Origin of the sequence: Enterococcus eurekensis (assembly GCF_042654605.1) — a bacterium.
Lineage (GTDB): Bacteria > Bacillota > Bacilli > Lactobacillales > Enterococcaceae > Enterococcus_I > Enterococcus_I eurekensis.
In genome coordinates this window covers 1-16,889 of record NZ_JBHSGT010000019.1, presented here as the reverse complement: position 1 = coordinate 16,889, position 16,889 = coordinate 1, and the positions used below count along the sequence as shown (strand labels likewise).

At 36.5% G+C, this 16,889-nt stretch carries 17 protein-coding genes; 11 read left to right on the top strand and 6 right to left on the bottom strand.

Annotated elements, in window-relative coordinates; genetic code table 11:
• Positions 1 to 44: 44 nt before the first annotated feature.
• Both ACFO3L_RS02865 and rnhC read right to left on the bottom strand, forming a co-directional pair.
• Complete coding sequence (locus tag ACFO3L_RS02865; protein ID WP_379963642.1) at positions 45 to 1,163, bottom strand: NAD(P)/FAD-dependent oxidoreductase; 1,119 nt, start codon at positions 1,161 to 1,163, stop codon at positions 45 to 47.
• Positions 1,163 to 2,095, bottom strand: coding sequence for a ribonuclease HIII (gene rnhC, locus ACFO3L_RS02860; RefSeq protein WP_379963640.1), 933 nt, complete (start codon positions 2,093 to 2,095; stop codon positions 1,163 to 1,165). Before rnhC ends, ACFO3L_RS02865 begins: the two co-directional genes overlap by 1 nt.
• A 143-nt stretch (positions 2,096 to 2,238) precedes the next feature.
• Between rnhC and zapA the strand changes: the two genes are divergently transcribed.
• The 8 genes from zapA (at position 2,239) to ACFO3L_RS02820 (ending at position 11,266) form a co-directional block, all read left to right on the top strand.
• Positions 2,239 to 2,679: a cell division protein ZapA gene (zapA, locus tag ACFO3L_RS02855; protein ID WP_379963638.1), complete on the top strand. Its 441-nt coding sequence runs from the start codon at positions 2,239 to 2,241 to the stop codon at positions 2,677 to 2,679.
• 18 nt (positions 2,680 to 2,697) lie between these two features.
• Positions 2,698 to 3,246 (top strand): CvpA family protein, encoded by a 549-nt coding sequence (locus ACFO3L_RS02850; protein WP_379963636.1) that lies wholly within the window; start codon positions 2,698 to 2,700, stop codon positions 3,244 to 3,246.
• 66 nt (positions 3,247 to 3,312) lie between these two features.
• Complete coding sequence (locus ACFO3L_RS02845) at positions 3,313 to 5,679, top strand: endonuclease MutS2 (RefSeq protein WP_379963634.1); 2,367 nt, start codon at positions 3,313 to 3,315, stop codon at positions 5,677 to 5,679.
• Between the two features lie 78 nt (positions 5,680 to 5,757).
• Complete coding sequence (gene trxA, locus ACFO3L_RS02840) at positions 5,758 to 6,072, top strand: thioredoxin (RefSeq protein ID WP_379963632.1); 315 nt, start codon at positions 5,758 to 5,760, stop codon at positions 6,070 to 6,072.
• 113 nt (positions 6,073 to 6,185) lie between these two features.
• Positions 6,186 to 7,985 carry an excinuclease ABC subunit UvrC gene (gene uvrC, locus ACFO3L_RS02835; RefSeq protein ID WP_379963630.1) on the top strand — a complete coding sequence of 600 codons (1,800 nt, stop codon included), beginning with the start codon at positions 6,186 to 6,188 and terminating at the stop codon, positions 7,983 to 7,985.
• An 81-nt stretch (positions 7,986 to 8,066) separates the two neighbouring features.
• Positions 8,067 to 8,966, top strand: a complete 900-nt coding sequence (locus ACFO3L_RS02830) for an ABC transporter ATP-binding protein (protein ID WP_379963628.1) — start codon at positions 8,067 to 8,069, stop codon at positions 8,964 to 8,966.
• A complete protein-coding gene (locus ACFO3L_RS02825) occupies positions 8,959 to 10,221 on the top strand; it encodes an ABC transporter permease (RefSeq protein WP_379963626.1) in 1,263 nt (420 codons plus the stop codon). The genes ACFO3L_RS02830 and ACFO3L_RS02825 overlap by 8 nt, the downstream gene beginning before the upstream one ends.
• A gap of 16 nt (positions 10,222 to 10,237) precedes the next feature.
• A complete protein-coding gene (locus ACFO3L_RS02820; RefSeq protein WP_379963624.1) occupies positions 10,238 to 11,266 on the top strand; it encodes an alpha/beta fold hydrolase in 1,029 nt (342 codons plus the stop codon).
• Positions 11,267 to 11,400: 134 nt separating this feature from the next.
• On the opposite strand, the gene gloA is transcribed toward ACFO3L_RS02820, so the two are convergent.
• On the bottom strand, positions 11,401 to 11,775 hold the full coding sequence (gene gloA, locus ACFO3L_RS02815; protein WP_379963622.1) for a lactoylglutathione lyase: 375 nt from the start codon (positions 11,773 to 11,775) through the stop codon (positions 11,401 to 11,403).
• Positions 11,776 to 11,940: 165 nt separating this feature from the next.
• On the opposite strand from gloA, the gene ACFO3L_RS02810 reads away from it, so the two are divergent.
• A complete protein-coding gene (locus ACFO3L_RS02810) occupies positions 11,941 to 12,396 on the top strand; it encodes an NUDIX hydrolase (protein ID WP_379963620.1) in 456 nt (151 codons plus the stop codon).
• Positions 12,397 to 12,429: 33 nt separating this feature from the next.
• Here the strand turns inward: ACFO3L_RS02810 and yidA are convergent, their stop codons facing one another.
• The 3 genes from yidA to ACFO3L_RS02795 are packed head-to-tail and all read right to left on the bottom strand — an operon-like array spanning position 12,430 to position 15,422.
• Complete coding sequence (gene yidA / locus ACFO3L_RS02805) at positions 12,430 to 13,242, bottom strand: sugar-phosphatase (RefSeq protein ID WP_379963618.1); 813 nt, start codon at positions 13,240 to 13,242, stop codon at positions 12,430 to 12,432.
• Between the two features lie 17 nt (positions 13,243 to 13,259).
• The gene (locus tag ACFO3L_RS02800; protein WP_379963616.1) at positions 13,260 to 14,618 is read right to left on the bottom strand and encodes an HD domain-containing protein; all 1,359 of its coding nucleotides are present in this window, start codon (positions 14,616 to 14,618) and stop codon (positions 13,260 to 13,262) included.
• Entirely contained in the window at positions 14,619 to 15,422 is an 804-nt protein-coding gene (locus tag ACFO3L_RS02795) for a lipoate--protein ligase family protein (protein ID WP_379963614.1), read from the bottom strand.
• Positions 15,423 to 15,523: 101 nt separating this feature from the next.
• Here ACFO3L_RS02795 and ACFO3L_RS02790 point away from each other — a divergent pair, with 101 nt between their 5' ends.
• Positions 15,524 to 15,967 (top strand): YwiB family protein, encoded by a 444-nt coding sequence (locus ACFO3L_RS02790; protein ID WP_379963612.1) that lies wholly within the window; start codon positions 15,524 to 15,526, stop codon positions 15,965 to 15,967.
• Positions 15,968 to 16,052: 85 nt separating this feature from the next.
• On the top strand, positions 16,053 to 16,670 hold the full coding sequence (gene rpoE / locus ACFO3L_RS02785) for a DNA-directed RNA polymerase subunit delta (RefSeq protein ID WP_379963610.1): 618 nt from the start codon (positions 16,053 to 16,055) through the stop codon (positions 16,668 to 16,670).
• The last annotated feature ends 219 nt before the right edge of the window (positions 16,671 to 16,889 follow it).

Here is a 16,889-nt window from a genome sequence, read left to right as displayed (position 1 = left end):
GTGTTTATGAACGGTTTATGAGTAAGAAAAACAAGGACTATGACTTAGGTCACAATCCTTGTTTTTTTTATGTATGACTCAATCGGTTTTTGATAATGTTCAGTCTGCCAAATTCCGTGATTAACTTTTTGTGCTAGTAGATAGCCGATTAAGGGACCGACAGTTAAGCCAGAGGATCCTAATCCACTAGCGACTAATAAGTTTGACTTTGGTTCAACTTCGCCAAAGAAGGGGGCGAAATCGGATGTGTAAGCACGCGTGCCCACCCGGTAGTTGAATGGTGATTTTTGGAAACTGTACGGCTCTACTAAAAATTCTTTGGCATGCGACCAAAGTTGATCGTATGCGGCTTGTGTAGGTGTTAAATCCCATTCACCTTCATTTTCATGCGTGGCACCGATTAAAATTTTCCCTTGTTCAAAAGGAATAAAGTCGGCTTCACCATCGAGCATCACAACTGGCCAATCATGACTTTCAAGATGAGTGGTTTCGAACTCTAAAAGTTGTCCTTTTTGTGGTCGGATATCGACATTGTAACCTAAAGGAGCGAGTAAATTTTTGATGGCTGGACCAGCAGTCACGAAGACGATATCAAAAATTTCTGAATTTCCGTTATCTAGAATCACCAATTTGTTATCTAATTGTCGCAGTTCAACTTTTTTATTGATGAGTCGGATACCTTTTCCTTTAGCAAGTTGAGCAAGTTTTTCTAAATAAGCGAGACCATCAAGTTTACCACCGCCACTGATTTTTAAAGCTTTCCTTGGTTTTAGTAATGGCAAAGCTGCAGTCGTTTCTTCTTCACTAAGACGTTCAATCGAACCCATTTCAGGCGTATCGATTAAACGTTGTTGGGCAAAATCATAAAGGGCATCTAGCTCGTCGTCTTTTCTAAAAATAACTGTCCCCGTTTGATTATAAACGGAAGTACCAAGTTCAAAATCTTTTACAAGCTTTGGAAAAAAAGCTGCCCCGTCTTTAGCTAATTGATACCATTTTTTATTGCGGCGTTTGGAAAGCCAAGGGGAAATAATACCAGCACTCGCTTTTGTTGCTTGGCCGATACCATCATCATACAAAGTAATCTCAAATTGTTGAGTATCGAGGTAATTGGCTAAGGTCATACCAATGATGCCGCCACCGATAATTGCAATTTTTTTCATTATAAATCACCAACAATCTTTTGTGCTTTTTGCGTGTTAGCAAAATGTAGCTTTGCATATTGGCCTAAAAGTTCTAAGCCACCTTTACGCAAAATTGTTGCTGCAACTTGATCGGATTTGGTTCCGGCACCAGAAGGTAGGGTGACACCGACTTCTTTTGAGCCCGTTTCCAAACTCTCTAAAAATTGGGCGCGACATAAGATCGAAGCTGCCGCAACGGCTAGGTGATATTGCTCTCCTTTTGTGACAAAATAAAGCTTTTCAGTGATTGCGAATTTTTCTGATTTTAAATACTTTCGATAGTTACTTTCAGGTGTAAACTGGTCAATTAGAATGCCTTCTGGTTGATTTGGAGCGATTTGTTCAAGTAAAAGTCGAATCGCTTGATTATGTAAGACAACTTTCATATGGACGGCGTTGTACGTTGGTTGAATTTGATTGTATTTACTTGGTGTCACTTCAAGTAATTTAAATGGAACCATTTTTTTTATTTTTGGTGCAATTTGACGAATATCGTTGTCTGTTAACATTTTTGAATCTTTGACCCCAAGTTGTTTAAGGGACGATAAGTTGTCTTTATCAGCATATACCGCACAAACAATCAGTGGTCCGAAATAGCTACCGTTGCCGACTTCATCACTGCCAATAAAACTTAACTCCGATAAGTTTCTAGGTAAAGTACTCGTTGAAACTTGTTTTTTTGAAGCAGTAGTAGGCGCCACAGAAATCCCTAGTTGCCATCGACCAGCTTCTTGTTCGGCATTTGCTCCTTGAAACAGTACTTTGCCGGAAGTGTAGGCAGTAATCGTTGTCCCAGCTTTTTTTGCAACAAACTGGGCATACGGAATATTTTTATTTAATAATTCTTTTTGATAGAATTGTTGTAGTTCAATGATTTTATTTTTTGGTAATTGGATAACAACGTGACTCATAATAAACCTCTTTTACTATTTTTTTCTATTTTATCATATAAAAATGAAGAATAAGTTAATAAAAGAGGAAAGCACATAGCAAAAAAACAATTTTTCTTTTATAATGTTTAGGAGTAGTTTTTTAGTAGGAGGAGTTTAGTTCAATGGCCAAAGCAAAAATTCGTTACAAGGCAGTCATTGCAAATCAATCATATACAATTATCGGTCAAGAATCGAGCCAACATATGGATCGTGTGACAAAGTTAGTCAATCAACAATTAGAAGACATTCGTCAATTGTCTCCGCAAATCAGTGAAGAAGAAGCAGCAATTTTATTAAGTATCAACGCATTGTCTGATCAATTAAAAAAGCAAGAAGAAATTTTAATCCTTAAAGAAAAGGTTGATTCGTTAAAAGAGCAGGCGATTAAAGCGGTTGAACTGGAAAACCGAATCAAACGGATTGAAGCCATTGAGCTTGAAGCACGTGAAGTCCTTGAACGTACTGGACGTGGCGAGGTGGAAATTCATAGTCACATGGAAGCGCAAAATATTCTGAATGAGGAAAGAAAGCGTACGATTCAGAGTAAAGCGGCAAAAAGTTAGCAGGAGAGAGGGTAAGAAATGGTTGGATTAATAATCTTATTAATATTGCTTCTGGCATTTTATAGCGGGTATCGTCGAGGATTGGCCTTACAGCTCGTTTATTCCGGCGGATTTTTCGTCGCATTTTTAATCGCAAAAAAATATTACGAAGTATGGGGAGAAAAAATCTCACTATATGTACCGTATTTATCCGTTTCACCAGATACAAAAATGGTCTTTTTTAGTCAGCAGGAATCATTTGATTTAGATAAATCCTTTTATGCAAGTTTGGCATTTATTGCTTTTTTTATTTTGGGTTATTTAGTGGCAAAATTTATTGGGATTTTAGCAAGTGGTTTAAGGTATCAACAATTGATTCCTTCGGTAGATGGGATTGTGGCAGGTTTCTTAAACATGATGATTGCTTATGTTTGGATATTCATGTTCTTTAAACTGTTGACGTTGATTCCACTTGATGGCATTCAAAACTTATTTAAAGCAGGATCGCTTCCGAGATGGATTGTTGAGAAAAGTCCGTTTTTAGCAGATTATTTCCAAAAAATATGGATTGACCAAATGATTGGTTAAAAAATAAGGGATGGGACGAACAAAAACGTCCCTCTTTTGATTGTTATAGAAAGAAAGGTGAGTTAATTGAATTCACGCATTTTAAAAACATTAGAGTTTGAGCAAGTCAAACAAATGATTATTCCTTATTTAGCAACTGCACAAGGAAAAGAAGAGTTAGCCGAGTTAGCCCCGATTTCAGATAGTGTCCGGATCGAAACTTGGTTAAAGGAAACCGAAGACGGTATCAAAGTCCAACGCTTACGTGGCGGTATTCCTGTTCCAAAGATTGAAAATATTCGACCACATATGAAACGGATTGAAATTGGTGCCGATTTAAATGGTGTCGAGTTAGCACAAATTACCCGTGTCTTAACAACGACGCGTGAATTGCACCGTTTTATTGAGGAATTAGAAGAGAATGAAATTGAATTTCTACGACTTTATGATTGGGCGAAACAACTCACGCACGTTCCAGAATTAACGAGACGCTTAAAAACCGCGATTGATGAAGACGGACGTGTTACTGACGAGGCATCGGATGCGTTGCGTCAGATTCGCCAACAAGTTCGTCGAAGTGAGCAAAATATTCGGGAAACATTAGATGGGATTATTCGTGGTAACAATGCCCGCTATTTAAGTGATGCCATTGTTACGATGCGAAATGAGCGTTATGTGATACCTGTTAAAAGCGAATATCGCGGTATTTTTGGTGGTGTCATTCATGACCAAAGTGCTTCAGGCCAGACATTATTTGTTGAACCAAAGCAAATCGTAGAACTAAATAATCGTTTACGTCAGCAACAAATTGCTGAAAAAAATGAAATTGCTCGTATTTTATCAGAATTATCAGCCGAGTTAGTTCCATATCGCAAAGAGATTATTCATAATGCGTATGTTATTGGTAAATTTGATTTTATGAATGGGAAAGCTCGTTTTGCTAAAGAATATCGAGCAATTGTTCCTAAAATCAATTTGGACAATGCGGTTGATTTTAAACAAGCGAGACATCCCTTAATTCCGGTCGAAAAAGTAGTCGCAAATGATATTGCTCTCGGAAAAGACTATCAAGCAATTGTCATTACGGGACCAAATACTGGTGGGAAAACGATTGCTTTAAAAACATTGGGATTACTTCAATTAATGGGGCAAGCAGGATTGCCCCTTTTAGTTGATGAGCAAAGTCAAATGGGCATTTTCGACGAGATTTTTGCAGATATTGGTGATGAACAGTCAATTGAGCAAAATTTATCGACTTTTTCCTCGCATATGGTTAATATTGTTGATATTTTAAGTCGTGCTAATGAAAAAAGTTTAGTGCTCTTTGATGAGCTAGGAGCAGGAACGGATCCGCAAGAAGGGGCTGCCTTGGCGATTGCCATTTTAGATGAGATGGGTAGCCGTTCAACATATGTAATGGCGACCACGCACTATCCAGAATTGAAAATTTATGGTTACAATCGACCAAATACGATAAATGCTTCCATGGAATTTGATGTGGATACGTTAAGTCCAACCTATCGCTTATTAATTGGTGTGCCCGGGCGTAGCAACGCATTTGAAATCTCAAGACGTCTAGGTCTAGATGCGCAAATTATTGATTCAGCTAAGCAAATTATTGATGGTGAAAGTCAAGATTTAAATGAAATGATTGCCGATTTAGAGAATCGTCGTAAAATGGCAGAAACCGAATACCTTGAATTGCGTCAATCGCTTGAAGCTTCCGAGAAAATTCAAAAAGAATTAGAAGAAGCGCACCGTTATTTCTATGAAGAACGTGAAAAAGAAATTGTTAAAGCGAAAAAAGAAGCCAATCAATTAGTTGAAAAGGCAAAAGAAGAAGCAGAAAAAATCATTTCTGATATTCGTAAAATGCAATTAACTAGTGGTCAAAATCGCGTTAAAGAACATGAATTGATTAACATGAAAACGAAGTTGTCCGATTTATCACACGCCGAAGACCATTTACACAAAAATAAAGTTTTACAAAAAGCCAAAGCGGCTAAGAAACTTAAAGTTGGTGATGAAGTCATGGTAACTTCTTACGGTCAACGTGGTGAGTTACTGAAAAAAATTGGCAATGATCAATGGCAAGTCCAATTAGGTATTTTAAAAATGACAGTCGCTGAAAGCGAGTTGGAATCACTTGCACCGACGAAAGAGCCCGTTCGTAGAGTGATTTCAACCGTTCGTTCGGGTAACAGTTCACATGTTGAAACACAACTTGATTTACGCGGTAAACGTTACGAAGAAGCGTTAAATGAGGTTGATCAATATATTGATGGTGCTTTGCTTGCAAATTATCCGCAAGTGACGATTATTCATGGAAAAGGCACTGGTGCTTTACGTCAGGGGATTGTTGAATATTTAAAAAATCATCGTAGTGTCAAGCACTTTGAATTTGCGCCCGCCAACCAAGGTGGAAATGGCGCAACCATCGTTACATTTAAGTAAAGTATGAAAAGTGAAGCATCTAGTTAGTCAAGAAATGATTTTGATGCTATACTTTCATCATAAATTGGAGGTAATAAAATGACAGTAGAAATTACAGATGCATCATTTGCACAAGAAACAGATAAAGGCTTAGTTTTAATTGATTTTTGGGCAGCTTGGTGTGGCCCTTGTCGTATGCAAGCACCGATTTTAGAACAATTAGGTCAAGCTTATGACGAAGAAGATTTAAAGATTGCGAAAATGGATGTGGATGCAAATCCTGCGACACCGGCACAATTTGGCGTAATGAGTATTCCAACATTAATTTTGAAAAAAGATGGTCAAGTCGTTGAAAAAGCGATTGGTGTTCACACTAAAGAGCAATTAGAAGCGTTAATTGCACCTCATTTATAAAATATTTAAAAGAGAGTCGGAATCGAAACAGGATTCTAGGCTCTCTTTTTTAGCTGAGCACACCTTCGTGGTATAATCAATTCAGTGGATAAATTGAGAATGGAATGAGTAGGATGAATGAACAAATTCAACATAAACTAGCCCTTTTACCGGATGAACCGGGCTGCTATTTGATGAAAGATAAAAACAATACAATTATTTACGTTGGAAAAGCCAAAGTATTGAAAAATCGTGTCCGCTCCTATTTTACCGGGAGCCATGATACGAAGACTACCCGTTTGGTTAGTGAGATTGAAGATTTTGAATACATTGTGACGGAATCAAATGTTGAAGCTTTGCTTTTAGAAATTAATTTAATTAAGAAAAATGACCCAAAATATAATATTATGCTAAAGGATGATAAAACCTATCCTTTTATTAAAATTACAAATGAAAAATATCCTCGGTTAATGATTACGAGAAAAGTCTTGAAGGACAAAGCTCATTATTTTGGACCTTATCCGGATGTCAAAGCGGCCAATGAGATTAAAAAATTACTGGACCGACTTTTCCCGCTAGTCAAATGCGGACCCGGTAATACAAAGCGTCCCTGCTTGTATTACCATATGGGACAATGTTTATGTCCATATTATTTTGATGTTGATCCAAGTGTTTACCAAGGAATTGTTGAAGAGATTAGTCAATTTTTAAATGGCAATTATCGAGAAATAGAAGAAAATATTACGTACAAAATGAACCAGGCGGCTGAAAATTTAGCTTTTGAGCAAGCAGCCGAATTTCGTGATCAAATTCGGGCAATTGAAACGGTTATGGTCAAACAAAAAATCACGCAATCAAATTTTATTAATCGTGATGTTTTTGGCTACAGTGTGGATAAAGGATGGATGTGTGTCCAAGTATTTTTTGTTCGTCAAGGAAAATTAATTGAACGTGATGTCTCGATTTTTCCTTTTTACAATGAAGCACCCGAAGATTTTTTAACTTTTATTGGTCAATTTTATCAAAAAAATGAACACTTTCCGCCAAATGAAGTTTTAATTCCGAGTGACATTGATTTAGAAAGTGTAGAGGCAGTTGTTGCTACCAAAGTTTTGAAACCACAACGGGGCGATAAAAAGAAAATTGTTGCATTGGCAAGTAAAAATGCTCAAATTGCGCTTGAAGAAAAATTTAATTTAATTGAACGTAAAGAGGAACGGACAATTGGTGCAATTGATCGCTTAGGAGATGCCCTCCATATTCCGTCACCGCTCAGAATTGAAGCGTTTGATAACTCGAATATTATGGGGACTGATCCCGTTTCGGCGATGGTTGTGTTTGTTGATGGAAAACCCTCAAGAAAGGATTACCGCAAATTTAAAATAAAAACTGTTCAAGGGCCAGATGATTATGCTTCGATGCGAGAAGTCATTTATCGACGTTATTCGAGAGTGTTAAAAGAAGGACTATCCTTACCAGATTTGATAATCATCGATGGTGGGAAAGGTCAAGTCGATGTAGCAAAAGATGTACTAGAAAACCAATTAGGTATTGATTTACCAGTGGCAGGTTTAGCTAAAAACGATAAACATAAAACGAGTGAATTACTTTATGGTGATCCATTAGCTGTTATTTCGTTACCACGCAATTCGGCGGAGTTTTTCTTATTGCAACGGATTCAAGATGAAGTCCACCGTTTTGCGATTACATTTCATCGTCAACTACGGAGTAAAACAAGTTTTGCTTCTAAGTTAGACAATATAGAGGGGCTTGGACCGAAACGAAAAAAACAATTATTGAAAGAATTTAAATCCCTAAAAAATATTCAAGCTGCGACGCAAGAAGAGTTAATTGAAAAAGGCTTACCGAAAAATGTGGCAAAAAATGTTTATGAACATCTACAAAATCAGACTAAAGGACCTATTTCGGAATAAAAAGTGTGTTATGCTTATAACATAACTTATTTAATATATGATTTTAGATGGAAGTAAAAAAGGGCTTAAGGAGGGAAATAGATGTTAGAGGTGAAAAATCTACGAAAAACCTTTGATGATTATTGTGCGGTTGATAATCTGACTTTTACGGTTAAGCCGGGAACGGTTATGGGGTTAATTGGTCAAAACGGTGCGGGAAAAACAACAACGTTTCGTTTGATTCTCGATTTTTTAAAAGCCGATCGAGGTGAGGTTTTTTGGGATGGTCGCCCAATTGGTAAAAATGAATATGATATTATTGGTTATTTACCAGAAGAACGGGGATTATATCCAAAAGTTACGATTCAAGATCAATTATTATATTTTGCGCAGTTACGAGGCAAAACAAAAAAAGAAATTGAACCAAAAATTGATGAGTGGATGGAACGCTTTCAGGTTAAAGGTAAAAAGACAGATAAAGTGAAGACACTCTCAAAAGGGAACCAACAAAAAGTTCAGTTGATAGCGACACTTATTCATGAACCAAAATTAATTATTTTAGACGAACCATTTAGTGGTTTGGATCCAGTTAATGCAGAACTTTTAAAAGAAGGGATTTTATCATTAAAAAATTCCGGATCCTGTGTGATTTTCTCAAGTCATAATATGGATCATGTCGAAAAAATTTGTGACCATTTGATTATGTTGAATAACGGCCAAACGGTTTTAAATGGGGTCGTTCATGAAATCCGTCAATCATTTGGGCGAACGAAGGTTTTTTTAGAATCAAATTTAACGTTAGATGAAATACAAGCAATTGCAGGTGTCGAACAAATAAAAGTTCATGAAGATCAATCATTTGAAATTACTTTAAATGATCCAGAAGCAGGAAAAGTTTTGTTTACAGCTGCCACAAAAGATGGTTATATTCCAATGTTTAATCAGCAACCTCCAACATTAGAAGAAATTTTCAAACAGAAAGTAGGGGAACGCCATGCATAAATATTGGATTATTACAAAAGACGTTTATTTAAAAAATATTAAATCTGTTTCTTTTTTAATTATGTTACTGGCGCCTTTCTTAGCGCTCGCTGCTTTTTATTTTATTGGGCAATTTTCGAGTAATAGTGATGAAGATTTTAAATCTGGAATTGTCATTGAAGGTGAATCTACGCTTCAGGGCTTACAAGAATTTGTCGCTTTTGAAGAAGGTTTTACTTCTTTTGAAACAAAAGAAGCTGGTGAAAAAGCCTTGCAAAAGGATGGTTTGGACGCTTTGTTATTATTAAAAGTTGAAAATGATACACTCGTAGCTGAAATGTTAAGTCAAGAGAGTGCCTCACAAGAAACATTAATGGGTCTGAACTTTCAATTGAGCCAGCTCCAATCGTCACTCAGAGCGCAAGCACTTGGTTTAGGAGCTGAAGAGGTTGCGGCAATTAATCAGCCTGTGAGTGTAAACGTGCAAAAGGTTTCTTTTGATGAAGCAGGGAACTTGCAAGAAGAAGCTGATTTTTCAGGTATTCGAACAATTGTAGGTATGATGAGTACGATTTTGCTTTTTATTTTTATTGTGACATATGCTAGTATCATCGCCCAAGAAATTGCGTCTGAAAAAGGCACAAGAATTATGGAAGTTATCTTATCAAGCGTTTCTTCAAGAAGTCATTTCTATGGTAAACTAAGTGGGATTTTACTTGTAGCTTTAACACAAGTTGCGGTATATTTAGCTAGTTTCGGGATTGCTTTCTATTGGTTTAAAGATAAACCGAGTATAAAAGCATTTCTATCCGAATTTTCAATCAAAGATATTTTTGGGGAGTTTTTAATCTTTACAATTGTTTATTTACTTTTAGGTATTTTCATTTATGCTGTTCTAGCAGCCTTGTGTGGCTCACTTGTAAGTAAAGTGGAAGATGTGAGCAAAGCGATTTTACCGGTTACTTACTTATCTTTAGCTGGTTATATGATTGGCTTAACTCTAGGCTTGAGCAATCCGGGGCACGCAGCGATTCGAATTACGTCTTATATTCCATTTCTTTCATCCTATACGATGCCGATTCGTCTAGCTAATGATAATGTTCCACTCTTACAAGTCTTATTATCTCTCGGAATATTAATAGCAACATTAATTACTTTAGTCATTTTTTCTTCTAAAATGTATCGTTCAAATGTGTTGATTTATAATGATAACGGCATTTGGGCGGCATTAAAACAATCCTTTGTTTTAATGAAAAATGAACGTCAAAAAAATTGATGAGGAGCAAAAAACAATGGATAAAAAACAACGAAAATTTTTAATTCCACTAAGCATAGTCGGTGTTGGTGTTGGATTGACCTATTTTTTATTCCGTGACCAACCTGATAAGCAAGTTCTAGCAACTAAAAAAGTCGAGCACCTAGAAGAAACTAACCATGAACAAAAAAATTTTTTCTTAATGGTCGACGATGGGCTGCCTTTAGCCGTGACGATTACGAAACCTGTAGGAAGAGAAATCAAAGGAATTGTCCAAATTATTCATGGGATTTTGGAACATAAAAATCGTTACCAAGATTTTGCAGATTTCTTAGCAACGCAAGGATACTTGGTACTAACAAGTGATAATCGCGGGCATGGTGAGTCAAATAATGAGCAAAATCCTCTTGGCCATATGCCAGGAGTGGAACGAATGGTGGCTGATCAAGTCTATCTGACGAATTTTATTAAAGCGCAATATCCGGATATGCCATTGTATTTATATGGCCATTCATTTGGATCGATTTTAGCGAGAAACTATTTAAAAGAAAATGATGACTTAGTCGATAAATTACTACTAACAGGAACCGTCTCTTATGAAAAACTCGCACCATTAGGCGTTCAGTTGGGTAAAATTGCCCAACTTTTAACAGGTAAACAAAAGCATTCATGGCTCTTGAAGAAGCTTTCTGGCTATGGTGCTGAAGATAAGAGTTGGTTAACAAATGATTTGAGCCAGATTGAAAAATTAAATGGCGATACGCAAATGATACCAGGCTATACGAATCAAGGTGTCTCAACCATTTGGCAAGCGGACTATGAGTTAAAACAGATTAAAAAGTATCGTTGTCAAAATCCCACATTACCAATTTTAAGTTTAAGTGGCATACAAGACGAGGCGATTACTGGTGGTGTTAAAGGATTAGCCGATACGAAAGCTACGCTTGAAGCGATGGGTTATCTTGATGTTGAGGTAATTGAATACGAAGGTATGAAACATGAAGTATTAAATGAAATTGACAATCAACTTGTGTATCAACGAATTCTCGAATTTTTTGAAACGTAAAATTGAAAAATAAATCAATTCAAAGTAACGGCTTAAGTAAAAATTAATAAGAAAACACCCATGAAATCAAAGTTTTAGCAAACTGATTTCATGGGTGTTTTCTATGTTAAGACTTTTTTCAATTTTCGTGGTGACTAACGTGCACGAATTACTTCAACTTTGTAACCATCGGGATCGATGATGAAGTAATATGAAGGTGGTGTGCCGGGCAAACCTTTTAAGTCGGTGACTTCGAATCCTTGCTCTTGATGAGTGGTATGTAATCCTGCAAGATCCTCTGTCGCGATGGCGATATGTCCATAACCATTTCCTAAGTCATAAGCTTCATGATCGTAGTTGTATGTTAACTCAAGTTCATAACCATCTCCTGGTAAAGTTAAATAAACAAGGGTAAATTTTGCTTCTGGGAAATCACGACGACTACTCTCTTCAAAACCGAAAGCTTTTTGATAAAATGCTAGTGATGCCTCTAAATCTTTGACACGTACACAAGTATGAGCCATTTTCATTGATGAATCATCCTCTCTAATTGATATTATTATCATAACATAGAGATTTAATCACGGATAGAACGTCTATTCAGATATTGAATAAAGTAACAAAATGATGATGTTATACTTGTTTATTGATGAGAGTTTCGTTAGAATAAAGAAAAGAAATATTGGAGGATGACGATGAGCGTACCGACTTTTGGCGAAAAAAATGAAGGCACGGCGTACAAAGCCAGACATGGTGCTTATGTGGTTATTGCAGACGAACAAAATGAGAAAATTATTCTTGTACAAGCTCCAAATGGCGCCTATTTTTTACCAGGAGGTGAAATAGAGCTTGGTGAGAACCACTTAGAAACAATTAATCGTGAGATGCTTGAAGAGTTGGGCTATGAAGTCGAAATGACGACCTATTTTGGTGAAGCACTTGAGTATTTTTATTCGCGTCATCGCGATACTTATTATGAACATCCGGGCTACTTTTATCGAGTTGGACACTGGCGTAAAGTAGCTGAACCAACAGAAAAAACGAATGTCTTAGCTTGGGTTACCCCAACAGAGGCGTTGCAACTTTTAAAAAGAGGAAGCCATCGTTGGGCCATTGAGCAATGGTTACAACAAAATAAAAAGGAGATCTGACAAAAGTCGCATCTCCTTTTTTTGCTGTATAAATTAATTTAAGACAAATTTTTCAATCGCAACAGCGACGCCATGAGCATCGTTTGAAGCGGTAATAAAACTTGCAGCATTTTTGATGTTCTCAGTTGCGTTTCCCATTGCAATCCCTAGACCAGCATATTCAATCATCGGTAAATCATTTTCATTGTCACCTAAAGCCATTACTTCACGTGATTCAAACCCTAAAGCTTCGGCTAATTGTTTAACTGCAGCACCTTTATCGACTTCTTTATTTAAGAATTCTAAGAAATAAGGTGTACTTTTAACAATCGTATATTTATCATAAAATTCTTTTGGAATGTTAGTAATCGCAGCATCTAAAACAGCTGGATCATCAATCATCATCATTTTTAAAATATTCAGTTCAGGTGTCATTTCTTCAGGTGTACGGAATTTTAATGGCATGTTGACGAGATGTGCTTCTAAAACAGTATAAGGACTGATATCGCGGTTAGAAGTGTACATCGTTGTTTCTGTTTCTGTATGTAAATGGACGTTCAATTTGCGAGCCAAAGCGTCAATCGCAATGTAATCATCAAAGGTTAAACCCGTTTGTGTAACAATTTCTTTTGACTTGGTTTTTTGAATGAGTGCACCGTTATAAGTGATCACATAATCATTTTCACTGTAAAGCTCTAATTCAGCGATTAAATCTTGCACACCAGTTAATGGACGACCAGTTGTTAAGACGATTTTAACGCCTTTTTCTTCTGCTTGTTTTAAGGCTAGTTTTACTTCGTCTGTTAGTTGATGATTGCTATTTAAAAGCGTCCCATCGATATCAATTGCAATTAATTTAATAGACATAGTTTCCTCCGATAAATTTAGTTAATCAATGCACCATTATGGATATGTGATGCAAAGTGTTGATACGTCTCTCCAAACAAATCATAGTTATCTTGGAGCGAAAGGTCAACCATTTCTTTTGGAAAGTAAAAACGATGATCGCCTTGACCTTCGCCGGCTAAGGCTTTAACGAGTTGGCTAACTTGTGACAATTCAACGAGGCTACCATCTTTTTCCTGTAATTCAATTTGTGTTCGATGTTTATTTGACTCTGGACGATAAAAATCATAAGGCAAATCAAAACTGGCATGAACAGCGGTATAATAGGTTGGATTATAACCAACTTTTTCCACTAAATGCTTCATATGAAGCAATAAATCGGCTTGCTTTTCTTCTTCAAAGCGACAAGATTTTAAGGGCTTACGATTTAGGAAGCGATAAGCAAGATCATTTAATAAAGGATCCGCTTCATCTTGCCATAAAATGAAATAAGTATTTAAAACGCCATCATCTAAACGTAAATAATCATCAATCGTAAATGACCCTTCTAAAAAAGGAACGAGGAGCGGCGAGTTTTGGACGAAAATTTCTGGCTCTTTGTTGTAATATTCTCTGGCTCTTTGAAGTAAATGTTCTAAGATAACTTCCATTCCTCGGGAAGTTGGATGAAAATAAACTTGCATGTACATTTGATAGCGTCCGACGATATAGTCTTCGACTGCGTGCATGCCGTTCATTCCAAAGGCGATTCCGCCTTCATAAGGGCGAATAACGCGTAGGATCCTGGTTAAATCAAAGGTGCCATATTCAGTCCCGGTAAAGTAAGCATCACGTAATAAATAATCCATCCGATCGGCGTCAATTTGACTGGAAATCATCTGAATGACTTGTGGATTGGGATAGGTTTTTTGAATGACACTAGCAACCTTTTCGGGAAATCCAGCCTCAACTTTATTTAATATTTGATAAATTTCAGTTGTGGGTGAACAAATAATTTGCACCGTAAGGGCTTCGTGATTCGTTTGGAAAATATGTTCGAACGTGTGCGAATAGGGACCGTGTCCAACATCGTGGAGTAAGGCAGCACACAATGCGACAAGGCGCTCTTCGTCATTCCAACCACTAGGTCCAATTTTTTCAATAGAATAATTTCGTTTAAACAAGTCACAAATTCGACGAGTAATTTCGTAAACACCTAATGAATGCGAAAATCGGCTGTGTTCTGCTCCATGGAAGGTAAAAGAACTAGTGCCCAATTGTTTAATGCGACGCAGCCGTTGGAATTCTTTTGAATCAATTAAATCGAGGATAACCTGATGTTGGACATGAATATAATTATGAACAGGATCGCGGAAAACTTTTTCATTGGGAAGAAGTTGCGTTTTATAAATGTTCATTTAGTCGGCCTCCTGAATAATTTGATTTCGTTTAGTCATGCTTGCAAGTTTTCGTTGAAGCTGTTCATCAAACGCATTCTCAGATACCCAAGCATCAATGTCGTCGATTGTTTGATCTGCTATAAATAAGTCGATAAAACGTTGTTTGACTTGATCGACAGTTAAGGTCATACCTAATAATTCATCTAAGTTGACCATGCTTTCGGGATTAACAGTCGGATAACTTGTATCTGGATGGTTTGGATAGAGGCTATTTCGATAAAAGTCAGCAACGATCTGTCCACGGGTCATTTGATTGCCGTTGACGCTCAAGTACATCATAACCGCAATCCCTTCTTTTACACGGCGTTGTGCAATACCAGCGATTTTTCTACCATTCACACTCAAGTCATAAGTACCCGGACAATAAGAGTCCGTAATTTCATAGGCTTCAATGGTTAATTCAGGAAAGGCTTTTTGTGTTATATGCCACATTTTTTCATAAGCATCATCTGTGGAGGAAAGTTCGTTTGTTTTTGGGAAAATAAGACTGATATTTAAAATACCTGCGTCTACAATCACACCTAAACCACCTGAGTTTCGAACAATTGGCGTATAAGGACTTGTGATATTTTTCAGTCCATTTTTTAAGAAAGGTGTTCTTGTATCCTTCATTCCTAAGATAAATGTGTTTTCTAATTGCCAAAAGTGAAGAATTTCTATATCATTTGAATGAACGGATTCGGTAAAGATGTCTGTGAGTCCAAAAGGAAGATAATTATTTTCCTTACTCACCATTTTTTGATCATAAATAAGTCGTTGCATAATAACCCTCTTTTAATTGAATTTTTACTGTTATTCCTATTATATACGAAATTTAGCAGAAAAGTGGATGAAAAGAAAGAGAAACGACTAGAAGGAGAACAATGATGAATTTAAAAAACGGAATACCTGTGAATATTTTTTTAAAAACAGTGATTAATCAAAAAGAAGGCAACGAAGAATTTCTATATGAAATTACGGGACAAGTGGCGCGTGTGGGGCATAATTTGTATGTGCGATATGAAGAGCCTCAACCAGACGGGGTTTCTTTTTCACCAGTGACGATTAAGATTTATCCGGACCAAAGTGTGCAATTAATCCGAACAACGGCAGAAGCACGTGTGCGATTGCATTTTCAATATCAAGAGACGACAGAAACAATCTATAAAACACCATATGGTAGTATGTTTTTCCATGTTTACACACAAGATTTACAAATTAGTTTAACCGATCATCCAATGGCTGGAAAAGTTCGAGTGAACTATGAATTATTAATGCAAGATGAAAAAATAGGCACTTATGAGGTATACTTAAAATTTACGGCTTAATTATTAAAAAAAATGCGAGAAAAAATTGCTTTTCGCGCTACATTTTTGTATGATTAGACGTAGACTGTGAAAGGACGTGTCCCGAGTGGAAATTAATGTATTTAAAGACAGCGATAAAAGTGAGTTATCAATGATTGAAGTCGCGCATGCGATTTTATCTCAAAAAGCAGATGTAATGGATTTTTCTGATTTAGTTAACCAAATTCAAACATATTTAGGTAAATCAGATGGTGAGATTCGTGACTCATTGGCACAATTTTATACTGACTTAAACATCGATGGTAGTTTTATTTCTTTAGGCGACAATCGTTGGGGCTTACGTTCATGGTACGCAATTGATTCGATTGACGAAGAGATTAACCATGGATTAGAAGACGAAGACGACGAAGACAAACCAAAACGTAAAAAACGTAAAAAAGTTAACGCCTTTATTACTGGCGATGAAGATGCGATTGATTATAACGATGATGATCCAGAAGATACTGATCTAGCCGATGAAGACGATGATGAATTATTCGAAGATGAAGACGACGATGATGATGAAGAAATCAAAGCGTACAATTCTGATTTACAAGAAATCGGTGCGGATAAAGATGATGAAGAAGAGTTAGACGGTAGCATTGAAGAAGAATTGACTATCATCGATGACGAAGATCTTGAAGACGACGAAGACGATGAAGAATACAGTGAGGAAGAAGAATAATCTTCTTTCAATAAAAAAGGAATCTTGACGATAACGTCGAGATTCCTTTTTTTAGAATCGATCATTTAAAAAGAAGTTTTCTGATTGAATTCTTTTATTTTGATTTTTTTCGTAGTTTGCAATGAAAACACAAGAATAAAGGGCGTTTAGCAGTAAGCGAGTAATCACAGAGTATATGTAAAATATTCAAATCTCCCATTATACTTAGAATCAGAAAGT